Here is a 1,284-nt window from a genome sequence, read left to right as displayed (position 1 = left end):
TGCTTGAGGTGGGTCTCCACGGTGTAGCGGGACACGTACAGCCGCTTGGCGACCTCCGCGTTGGCCAGGCCCTCGGCCACGTGCCGGACCACCACGAGTTCGGTCCTGGTGAGCGAGTCCCAGCCCGTGGTGGCGGGACGGCGCCGGTCGCGCGGGCCCCGGCGCACCCCGTGCTCGCGCATGACCGCGTGGATCCGCCGGGTCTCCCCCACCGCGCCGCGCTCGTCCAGGGCGTCGAGCGCCTGCCGGAACAGCGGGCGCGCCTCCTCCACCTCCCCGGCCGCGGCGAGCGCGGCGCCGGCCTGCGCACGGGCCAGGGCGCGTTCCACCGGGCGGGGCGAGTCCCGGTAGGCCTCCACCGCCTGGAGCGAGTACCGGGGCCCGCCCTGGACCAGGCCCCGGCAGCGCAACGCGGCCCCGGTGGCGGACGCGGTGCCGAACCGCCGGGCCGCGGCCTCGGTCTCCTCGGTGACCCGGTACGCCAGGTCGACGTCGCGCACCGCCAGCGCCAGCCGGACGACGTCGGGCGGCGCCATCCAGTTGGTGTGCAGGAAGCGCAGTTCGGGCAGCAGGTCCCAGGCGCGGGCCGCGGTCGCGGCGGCCTCGGTGGTCCGGCCCCGCGCCTCCAGCAGCAGCGCCTCCACCCACAGCACCCAGTCGGCGCCCAGCACCACGCCGCAGTCCCGCAGTTCGGCCCGCGCCTGGTCGACCAGTTCGGCGGCGGCGCCCGGCTCACCCCTGGCGATGGCGACCCTGGCCAGGATCGCGAGCACGTGGAGGTTCCAGCGGGTGGCGGTGTCGCGCGCCAGCGCCAGGCACGCCCCGGCCCCGGCGGCGGCGTCGTCCCAGGAACCCGCGTGCAGGTCGGCGATCGCCAGGTTGGCCTGGTAGTACGGCAGCACGCCGGCGTTGCCCGTGCGGGAGGCGTCGGCCAGGCCCCGGTGGTGGGTGGCCCGCGCGTCGGCGAGCCGGTCGGCGTCCACCTGGGCCACGCCGAGGCACAGGTCGGCGATCAGGAAGCCGTCGAACGACGTGGTCGCCGGTGCGGCCCTCGCGGTGCTCTCCCGGCCCAGCGCCAGTGCCCGGTCGACCGCGCCGGCGGCGCTGGCGCCGAGGGTGAGCGTCATCAGCGCGGTCGCCTCGGCCACCGGTTTCCCGCTCCGCCGCGCGGCGTCGAGCGACCGGTGCGCCTGGGCCACGGCGTCGGCGACCTGCCCGGTCATCAGCTGGAGGAAGGCCCTCGGTCCCAGGGTGATGTCGCGGTCCCGGGGGTCGGCGCACTGC

The 1,284-nt window shown here is 77.6% G+C and carries 1 protein-coding gene; it reads right to left on the bottom strand.

Annotation, left to right across the window (positions count from 1 at the left end):
• Positions 1–1,284 (bottom strand): helix-turn-helix transcriptional regulator (locus ACFV4N_RS43900; protein ID WP_499678630.1); only part of this gene is annotated, 1,284 nt, incomplete at both ends.

The organism is Actinosynnema sp. NPDC059797 (genome assembly GCF_042732085.1).
Taxonomy (GTDB): Bacteria; Actinomycetota; Actinomycetes; order Mycobacteriales; family Pseudonocardiaceae; genus Actinosynnema.
Note: the sequence above shows the minus strand (reverse complement) of the source record. Positions and strands in the feature narration are given on the sequence as shown.